The organism is Micromonospora sp. RHAY321 (assembly GCF_023896955.1).
In the GTDB taxonomy this organism is placed as follows: Bacteria; Actinomycetota; Actinomycetes; order Mycobacteriales; family Micromonosporaceae; genus Micromonospora.
In genome coordinates, this window is the sequence record NZ_JAMHIW010000013.1 from 165211 (window position 1) to 174399 (window position 9189).

7 protein-coding genes are annotated in these 9189 nt (G+C 71.9%); 3 read left to right on the forward strand and 4 right to left on the reverse strand.

Annotation, left to right across the window (positions count from 1 at the left end; genetic code table 11):
- The first annotated feature begins 64 nt into the window (after positions 1 to 64).
- The 3 genes from xylA (at position 65) to M8C17_RS23895 (ending at position 4213) form a co-directional block, all read left to right on the forward strand.
- Complete coding sequence (gene xylA / locus M8C17_RS23885; protein ID WP_252418810.1) at positions 65 to 1252, forward strand: xylose isomerase; 1188 nt, start codon at positions 65 to 67, stop codon at positions 1250 to 1252.
- Positions 1253 to 1261: 9 nt separating this feature from the next.
- Positions 1262 to 2686, forward strand: coding sequence for a xylulokinase (gene xylB, locus M8C17_RS23890; RefSeq protein WP_252418811.1), 1425 nt, complete (start codon positions 1262 to 1264; stop codon positions 2684 to 2686).
- Positions 2687 to 2779: 93 nt separating this feature from the next.
- Positions 2780 to 4213 (forward strand): MFS transporter, encoded by a 1434-nt coding sequence (locus tag M8C17_RS23895; protein WP_252418812.1) that lies wholly within the window; start codon positions 2780 to 2782, stop codon positions 4211 to 4213.
- A 74-nt stretch (positions 4214 to 4287) separates the two neighbouring features.
- Here the strand turns inward: M8C17_RS23895 and M8C17_RS23900 are convergent, their stop codons facing one another.
- From M8C17_RS23900 to M8C17_RS23915, 4 genes are all read right to left on the reverse strand, one after another.
- Positions 4288 to 5919: a glycoside hydrolase family 13 protein gene (locus tag M8C17_RS23900; protein WP_252418828.1), complete on the reverse strand. Its 1632-nt coding sequence runs from the start codon at positions 5917 to 5919 to the stop codon at positions 4288 to 4290.
- Between the two features lie 127 nt (positions 5920 to 6046).
- Positions 6047 to 7093 carry a LacI family DNA-binding transcriptional regulator gene (locus M8C17_RS23905; RefSeq protein WP_252418813.1) on the reverse strand — a complete coding sequence of 349 codons (1047 nt, stop codon included), beginning with the start codon at positions 7091 to 7093 and terminating at the stop codon, positions 6047 to 6049.
- A 66-nt stretch (positions 7094 to 7159) separates the two neighbouring features.
- Positions 7160 to 8125, reverse strand: coding sequence for a carbohydrate ABC transporter permease (locus M8C17_RS23910; protein WP_252418814.1), 966 nt, complete (start codon positions 8123 to 8125; stop codon positions 7160 to 7162).
- A 1-nt stretch (position 8126) separates the two neighbouring features.
- Entirely contained in the window at positions 8127 to 9173 is a 1047-nt protein-coding gene (locus tag M8C17_RS23915) for a carbohydrate ABC transporter permease (RefSeq protein ID WP_252418829.1), read from the reverse strand.
- Between the last annotated feature and the right edge of the window lie 16 nt (positions 9174 to 9189).

A 9189-nucleotide genomic window follows, 5' to 3' on the forward strand; every position in this document is an offset into this window, starting at 1 on the left:
ACAGGGTGGGCAAATAATTCAATCGTTGAACAAATAGCGGACACCACCACCCCGGAGGTTGCTCATGGCACCGCGTCCCACCCCCGCCGACAAGTTCTCCTTCGGGCTCTGGACGGTGGGCTGGCCGGCCCGCGACCCGTTCGGTGACGCGACCCGGCCCGAGCTCGACGCCGTCGAGGCGGTGCACCGGCTCGCCGAGCTGGGCGCGTACGGCATCACCTTCCACGACGACGACCTGATCCCGTTCGGGGCCGACGCCGCCACCCGCGACCACCACATCGCCCGGTTCCGCAAGGCCCTCGACGAGACCGGCCTGGTGGTGCCGATGGTCACCACCAACCTCTTCACCCACCCGATCTTCAAGGACGGCGGCTTCACCAGCAACGACCGCGACGTCCGCCGCTACGCGCTGCGCAAGGTGCTGCGCAACGTCGACCTGGCCGCCGAGATGGGCGCCAGCACGTTCGTCATGTGGGGTGGCCGCGAGGGCTCCGAGTACGACGTCGCCAAGGACGTCCGCGCCGCGCTGGACCGCTACCGCGAGGCCGTCGACCTGCTCACCCAGTACGTCATCGACCGCGGCTACAACCTGCGCTTCGCCCTGGAGCCCAAGCCCAACGAGCCGCGCGGCGACATCCTGCTGCCCACCGTCGGGCACGCGCTGGCCTTCATCTCCCAGCTGGCCCACCCGGAGATGGTCGGCCTCAACCCCGAGGTCGGGCACGAGCAGATGGCCGGGCTCAACTACGCCCACGGCATCGCCCAGGCGCTCTGGCAGGGCAAGCTGTTCCACCTGGACCTCAACGGCCAGCGGGGCATCAAGTACGACCAGGACCTGGTCTTCGGCCACGGTGACCTGATGAACGCGTTCGCCCTGGTGGACCTCCTGGAGAACGGCGGCCCGAACGGCGGCCCGACCTACGACGGCCCCCGGCACTTCGACTACAAGCCCTCCCGCACGGAGGACATGGACGGGGTGTGGGCGTCGGCGGCCGCCAACATGAGCACGTACCTGCTGCTCAAGGAGCGGGCGGCGGCGTTCCGCGCCGACCCGGAGGTCGTCGAGGCGCTGGCCGCGAGCAAGGTCGGCGAGCTGAGCACGCCGACGCTCGACGCTGGCGAGGGATACGACGAGTTCCTCGCCGACCGGTCGGCGTTCGAGGACGTCGACGTCGACGCGGTGGCCGCCCGCGGCTACGCCTTCGTCCGGCTCAACCAGCTCGCCGTCGAGCACCTGCTCGGCGCTCGCTGAGGGCCCGCCATGCCGCTGGTCGCGGGCGTCGACTCGTCCACACAGTCCTGCAAGGTGGTCATCCGGGACGCGGAGACCGGCGCCCTGCTGCGGCAGGGCCGCGCACCGCACCCGGATGGCACCGAGGTCGACCCGGAAGCCTGGTGGCAGGCGCTGCGCAGCGCCACCGACCAGGCCGGCGGGCTGGCCGACGTGGCGGCGGTCTCGGTCGCCGGCCAGCAGCACGGCATGGTCTGCCTCGACGAGGACGGCCGGGTGGTTCGTCCGGCACTGCTCTGGAACGACACCCGATCCGCCGATGCCGCCGCCGACCTGGTCCAGGAGGCCGGCGGCGACGCGACGGGGCGCCGGCTCTGGGCCGCGGCCACCGGCAGCGTGCCGGTGGCCAGCTTCACGATCACCAAGCTGCGCTGGTTGGCCCGGCACGAGCCGGAACTGGCCGCCCGGGTGGCCGCCGTGTGCCTGCCGCACGACTGGCTGACCTGGCGGCTGGCCGGCGCTCCGGGGTTGGCCGCGCTGCGCACCGACCGGGGTGACGCCAGCGGCACCGGCTACTGGTCGCCGGCCACCGGCGACTACCGACTCGACCTGCTGGAGCGGGCCTTCGGGCGGCGGCTGGCGGTGCCCGAGGTGCTCGGTCCGGCCGAGTCGGCCGGCACCCTTGCCGACGGGCTGGGTGGGTCGGGCGCGTTGCTCGGCGCGGGCACCGGGGACAATGCCGCCGCCGCGCTCGGCGTCGGCGCCGGCCCCGGTGACGTGGTCGTCTCGATCGGCACCTCGGGCACCGTGTTCAGCGTCGCCGACGTGCCGGCCGCCGACGACAGCGGTGCGGTGGCCGGCTTCGCCGACGCGTCCGGCCGCTTCCTGCCACTGGTCTGCACGCTCAACGCCGCCCGGGTGCTGGACGCCGCCGCCGCGCTGCTCGGCGTCGGCCTGGACGAGCTGGCCGAGCTGGCGCTCTCCGCGCCGGCCGGTGCGGACGGGCTGGTCATGGTGCCGTACCTGGAGGGGGAGCGGACACCGAACCGTCCGCTCGCCACCGGCGCGGTGCACGGGTTGACCCTGCGCACGTCGACCCCCGCGCACCTGGCCCGGGCCGCCGTGGAGGGCATGCTCTGCGCGCTCGCCGACGGCCTGGACGCGCTGACCGCGCAGGGTGCCACCGTCCGCCGGGTCATCCTGGTCGGCGGCGGTGCCCGGTCCGCCGCGGTCCGCCGGATCGCACCGCAGGTCTTCGGCTGCCCGGTGGTCGTCCCGCCCGCCGGGGAGTACGTCGCCGACGGTGCCGCCCGACAGGCCGCCTGGGTCGCCCTGGGCGGTCCGACGCCGCCGGTGTGGGAGCTCAAGGGCACCGAGGAGTACGCGGCCGAGCCCGTGCCCGCCGTCCGCGAGCAGTACGCCGCAGCCCGCGGGTTGGTTCTCGACCGCCGCTGACCGTCGGGATCGACGCGGGTGGGTGCTGGTTGACGGTGACCGGCACCCACCCGCGTGACGACCGCCGCACCGGAGTCTGGTTGGCTGCCGGTCATGACGGTGACCAGTGGCGGGCCCGGCCCACGTCCGCCTGGCCGGGGCGGTGGTCCGGCCCACCGGTTGTACAGCGTCGTGGTGTTCGTGCTGCTCGCCTCCCTGGACAACGTGGCGATCGGGCTGGTCCCGCCGCTGTACGGCCCGATCTCCGACGCGTTCGGCGTGTCGGGGCGGCTGCTCGGTCTGGTCACCGCGGTCAGCTTCCTGGTCAGCGCGGTGGCGGCGGTCGGCTGGGCGTACGTCGGCGACCGGACCAACCGCAAGCCGCTGCTCATGGTGGGCACGCTGCTCTGGGCGGCGGGCACCGGCGGCAGCGCGCTCGCCGGTGGTTACCTGACGTTCCTCGCCGCACAACTGGTCGCGGCGGTCGGCCTCGGTGCGGTCGGCTCGGTCGGCTTCTCGGTGGTCACCGACCTGATCTCACCGACCCGGCGCGGGTTGGTGATGAGCTTCTGGGGGCTCTCCCAGGGGGTCGGCACCCTGGCGGGCACGCTCGTCGGCGGGCTGCTCGGGGCGGCTGACTGGCGGCGACCGTTCCTGATCCTGACCGGCGTCGGCCTGGTCGCCGCCCTGGCGTACCTGTTCACGTACGACGTCCGCCGTGGCCAGAGCGAGCCGGAGTTGGCCGGCAGGCTGAACGCCGGCGCCGAGTACGACTATCGGATCAGCCGCGCCGACCTCCCGCGCATCCTGGCCCGACGGACCAACCGGTGGCTGATCCTGCAGGGCCTGACCGCGCAGGCCGCCTTCGGCTCGCTGGTCTGGCTGCCGGTGCTCTTCGCCGAACGGGCCGAGGCCCAGGGATATTCGACGTCGACCGCGGTGGTGGTGGGCAGCGTGTTCGCCACACTGTTCCAACTCGGCGGGGTGCTCTCCATCGTGGGTGGCCTGATCGGCGACGCGGCGCAGCGGCGCACGCCGAGAGGGCGGGCCCTGGTCGCCGCGGTCGGCATCCTCGCCGCGCTGCCGTTCTACCTGGTGCTGTTCTTCGTCCCGGTGACCATCGACGTGCCGGACGGCGCGAGTGGCGGCGCGGTGATCGGCGCTGTGCTGGCCAGTGTCTTCACCGAGCCGTCGGTGGGGCTGAGCCTGCTCACCGCGATCGTTGCGCTCGCGCTGACCTCGGCCAACTCGCCGAACTGGTTCGCGCTGATCGCCGACGTCAACCCACCGGAGCACCGGGGAACCGTCTACAGCCTCGGCAACCTGGTCAACGGGGTTGGTCGCGCGGCCGGCAACGGGTTGGTCGGGGTGGCGTTCCAGGGGCTGCGAGCGGCATTCCCGCCGCCGTTGAACTTCGCCGTCGGGCTGGCCGCGTTCCAGCTCTTCTTCATCCCCACCGGCGTCATGTACTGGCTCGCCTCGCGGACCTCACCGGCGGACATCGAGAACGTGCACGACCTGCTGCACACCCGCGCCGACCGCCTCTGAGCCCGCTCAGCGCACCGGCCGTCCCGCCGGCCCCTAGTGAGCAGGGCCGGCGGGACGGGCCGGTCGAGGCTGGGTCAGCCGCGCAGCCAGACGGTCACGTCGGTCGGGACCGCGCCGTCGTCGTCCAGCGGTGCGCTGGCGGCCAGCACCTCGGCACCGGCCGGGACCGGCACCGGGGTGTCACCGAAGTTGGTCAGCACGGTCAGCTCACCGTTGCGGAAGGTCAGCACCTCGTCGCCGGAGGACAGCCACTCCAGCGTGCCGCGGCCCAGCCCGTGGGCGCGGCGCAGCCGCAGCGCCGTGCGGTACAGCTCGTACGTCGAGCCGGGCACGTCGCGCTGCCGGTCCAGGGCGTACTCCGCGAACACCGGTGGCTGCGGCAGCCAGCTGGCGTCGGTCGGGCCGAAGCCGTACGACGGGGCGTCGGCCTCCCACGGGATCGGCACCCGGCAGCCGTCGCGGCCACGCTGGGTGCGCCCGCTCCGCTCCCAGGTCGGGTCCTGCCGGGCCTCGTCGGGCATCGTCGTGTGCTCGGGCAGCCCCAGCTCCTCGCCCTGGTAGAGGTAGGCCGAGCCGGGCAGGGCGAGCATCAGCAGGGTGGCGGCCCGGGCCCGGCGCAGGCCGAGCGCGGCGTCCGGCTGCGGGTCCCCGATTCCGATGCCGTTGGGCCGGACGGTGCCGATCGGCAGGCCGAGCCGGGAGGCGTGCCGTACCACGTCGTGGTTGGACAGCACCCAGGTCGTCGGCGCGCCGACCGAGTCGGTCGCCTCCAGCGAGCGGGTGATCACCGCGTACTGGGCCGGCGCGGTCCAGGCGGCGAGGAGGTACTCGAAGTTGAACGCCTGGTGCATCTCGTCCGGGCGGACGTAGCGGGCCAGCCGCTCGGCCGGCTCCACCCACGCCTCGGCGACCAGCACGCGCTCGCCGGGGTAGCTGTCCAGGACCTGCCGCCACTGCCGGTAGATCTCGTGCACGCCCTCCTGGTCCCACATCGGCGGGCGCGGCTTGTCCACCTCGTTGCCGGAGAGGATCTCCTGCGGCTCCTGCCAGTCGGCCAGGTCGGCCTGCTTGACCAGGCCGTGCGCCACGTCCACCCGGAAGCCGTCCACCCCACGGTCGAGCCAGAACCGCAGCACGTCCAGGAACTCGGCGTGCACCTCGGGGTTGTCCCAGTTGAGGTCCGGCTGCCCGGTGTCGAACAGGTGCAGGTACCACTGGCCGGGCCGCCCGTCCGGCCCGAGCGTCCGGGTCCAGGCCGGGCCGCCGAAGACGCTCTGCCAGTCGTTCGGCGGCTGGTCGCCGTTCGGGCCGAGGCCGTCACGGAAGATGTACCGGGCGCGCTCCGGGCTGCCGGGCGCGGCGGGCAGTGCGGCCTGGAACCACTGGTGCGCCGAGGAGGTGTGGTTCGGCACCAGGTCGACGATCACCCGCAGGCCCCGGGCGCGCGCCTCGGCGATCAGCTTGTCCGCGTCGGCGAGGGTGCCGAACAGCGGGTCGACGTCCCGGTAGTCGGCCACGTCGTAGCCGGCGTCGGCCTGCGGCGACGGGTAGAACGGGGAGAGCCACACCGCGTCCACGCCCAACTCGACGAGGTGGTCGAGGCGGGCCGTGATGCCCGGCAGGTCGCCGATCCCGTCCCCGTCCGAGTCGGCGAACGAGCGGGGGTAGATCTGGTAGATGGCGGCTTCGGTCCACCAACCGGTGATCGGGTCGCCGGAGGGGGTCTGCTGCGTGTTCAGGGTCGTCTCCCGTGTCGAGCTGTGTGGACTGCCGGGCGGTGCTGCTGCCGGCCACGTCGCCGCCAGCCGCCGGCCGACGGCGGATGGTTGGAGTTCAGTGTGCCCGGGGTGGTGCGGTCGAGTCCCGCACCACCAGTCGAGTGGGCAGGATCACCGGCGTCTCGCGGCCGGCGGTCCGTTGGCCGATGATCGGGCCGATGCTCGGGGCGCCGAGCGGGTCGAGCAGCATCCGGGCGGCCAGCCTTCCCTGCTCGGCGGCGGGCTGGGCGATGGTGCTGAGCCCGAGCACGCCGGCCAGGTCGTGGTCGTCGACGCCGATCACGCTGACGTCCTGCGGCACCCGCAGCCCGGCGTCGCGCAGCGCGGTCATCGCGCCCATCGCCATCTCGTCGCAGGCCGCGAAGATCGCCGTCGGTGGCTCGCCGCGGGCCAGCAACTCGGCTGCCGCCCGGTTGCCGCCGTCGATGGTGAACGTGGACTCCACGTCCAGGCTCGGGTCGGGCCGCAGGCCGGCGGCTCGCAGTTCCGCCTGGTAGCCCCGGCGTCGGTCGAGGTGGGTGGTGAAGGCCAACTCGTCGTCGGGGTCGCCGGAGATGTGCGCGATCCGGTGGTGGCCGAGGTCGAGCAGGTGCCGGGTGGCGGCCCGTGCGGCGGCCAGGTCGTCGATCCGTACGCACGGCCAGTTGGGCACCCTGGTGCCCGAGCTGATGGTCACCCCGGGCAGGTCCAGAGTGGCCAGTGCGGTCAGGTCGGCCGGCCGCAGCGGCGTGGCGACCAGCATGATGGCGTCCACCCGTTTGTGCAGGTTGGCGGTGCGCAGCACCCGTTGGCGGACCTGTTCCCGGCCGCCCAGGTTGTAGAGCAGCAGGTCGTAACCGGAGTCGTGGAGAAACTCCTCGACCGCCTCGACGACGGTGCTGAAGAACCAGCGGGTGATCCGGGGGACGACCACCGCCACCGTGCCGGTCCGGCCGCCAGCGAGCCGGGACGCGCTCGGTGAGACCTCGTAGTCGAGCTGCTCGGCGGCGGCGAGCACCCGGCGCCGGGTGGCGGCCGACACCGTCGGCAGCCCGCGCAGCGCCCGCGAGACGGTGGCCGTGGACACCCCGGCCAGCCGGGCGACATCATCAATCTTCGTCACGGTTCCCCCGCTCGGTACCCGGCGCCCGCCGCCGCCCGAGGGGCCAGGCGGCGGCGGGCACGCGGGTCAGCCCTTGACGCTGCCGGCGAGCAGACCTCGCACGAAGTAGCGCTGCAGGGACAGGAACACGATGAGCGGTACGACGATCGACACGAACGCCCCGGCGGTCAGCCGCTGCCACTCGTTGCCCCGGGTGCCGGCCATCTCGGCGAGCCGGACGGTGAGCGGGGCCGTCTCGTCGCTGCCGCCCGCGAAGATCAGTGCGACCAGCAGGTCGTTCCAGACCCAGAGGAACTGGAAGATGCCGAGCGCCGCCAGCGCCGGGGTGATCAGCGGCAGCACGATGGTGCGGAAGATCTTCGGGTGGCTGGCACCGTCGACCCGGGCCGCCTCCATCAGGTCGCCCGGTAGCTGCGAGATGAAGTTGTGCAGCAGGAAGACGGCGAACGGGAGTGCGAAGCAGGTGTGCGCGAACCACACCTGGGCGAACTTCTGTTCGTCGACCAGGTCCCAGGCCGGCATGATGGTGACGCCGCCGAGGGTGACGCCGGTGGAGAAGAACCTCAGCAGCGGCACCAGGGCCATCTGCAACGGCACGATCTGCAGCGCGAAGATGGCGATGTAGAGCCAGTCCCGGCCGCGGAAGTTGATCCACGCCAGCGCGTACGCGGCCAGGCACGCGAAGGCGATCGGGAAGAGCACCGACGGGATGGTGATCGCCAGGGAGTTGATGAAGTACCCGGCGAGCTGCCCCGACGAGGACGACCGCCCGAACAGCACCTGCTGGTAGTTCTCCAGGGTGAACTGCGGGTTGGTGAAGGCCGTCCACCAGCCGGTGGTCTTGATCTCGTCCTCCGGCCGGAGGGAGGAGACGAGCAGGCCGAAGGTCGGGATGGTCCAGACCACCGCGATGACGATCGAGACGAGCGTCGCGGTACGGCTGTTCAGCCGCTTGCGAACCCGCCCGGCGGTGGACGTGGGGCCGTCGGTCTTCTGCGTGCCGACGGCGACGGTGGGCGTTGCGGTCGTCATCTCAGCCCTCCCGCTGTTGACGGAGGTTGCGGATCTGGTAGATCACGATCGGGATGACCAGGATGAAGAGGAAGACCGCGAGCGCGGAGCCCTGCCCGTTCTCGCTGTACCGGAAGGCCTGGTTGTACATCTCGTTGGCGATCACGCTGGTGTCGTAGTTGCCGTTGGTCGAGGTCCGGACGATGTCGAAGACCTTGAGCGTGGCGATCGAGAGGGTCACCATCACCACGATCAGCGCGGGTCGGATGCTCGGCATGGTGATCTGCCAGAACATCTGCCACGGGCTGACCCCGTCGAGCCGTGCGGCCTCCACGATGTCGCCGGGGATGGCCTTGATCGCGGCGGAGAGCACCACCATGGCGAAACCGGCCTGGATCCAGATCATGATGACGATCAGCAGCAGTGTGTTCAGCGGTGACTCGAGCAGCCACTGCTTCGGCTCACCGCCGAGACTGACCACGATCTGGTTGAGCAGACCGATCTGGTCGCCCTCGCCGCGGTAGGCGTAGACGAACTTCCAGATGATGCTGGCGCCGACGAAGGAGATCGCCATCGGCAGGAAGATCAGTGACTTGGCCACCGCCTCGAACCGGGCCTTGTCCACCAGAACGGCGTAGATCAGGCCGAACGCGGTCGCCACCAGCGGGACCAGGAGCACCCAGATCAGGCTGTTGACCAGGACCCGGACGATCGAGTCGTCGGAGAACATCCAGCCGTAGTTGCGAAGCCCCACCCAGTCGTTGCTGTCCCGGTCCATCAGGGAGAGCAACGTGGTGCGGATGGCCGGTACGACCAGGCCGATGCCGAGCAGCAGCAACGTCGGCAGCAGGAAGAAGAGGGCGAAGAGGCCCTCCCGCTGCCTGGGTCGCCGGGTGATCGGCACCCCGCTCGCGGAGGCGGCGATGAGCCGCGCCTCCTGTCGCCGGGCGAACCAGGCCGGCACGACGTCGAGCAGCAGAAGCAGACCGCCCACCACCACCACGAAGGCGACCAGCCCGTACATCAGCATGAGGAGCTTCGGCTGCTGATCGGCGAAGTCGAACTCCATCAACCCTCCCCTCTCG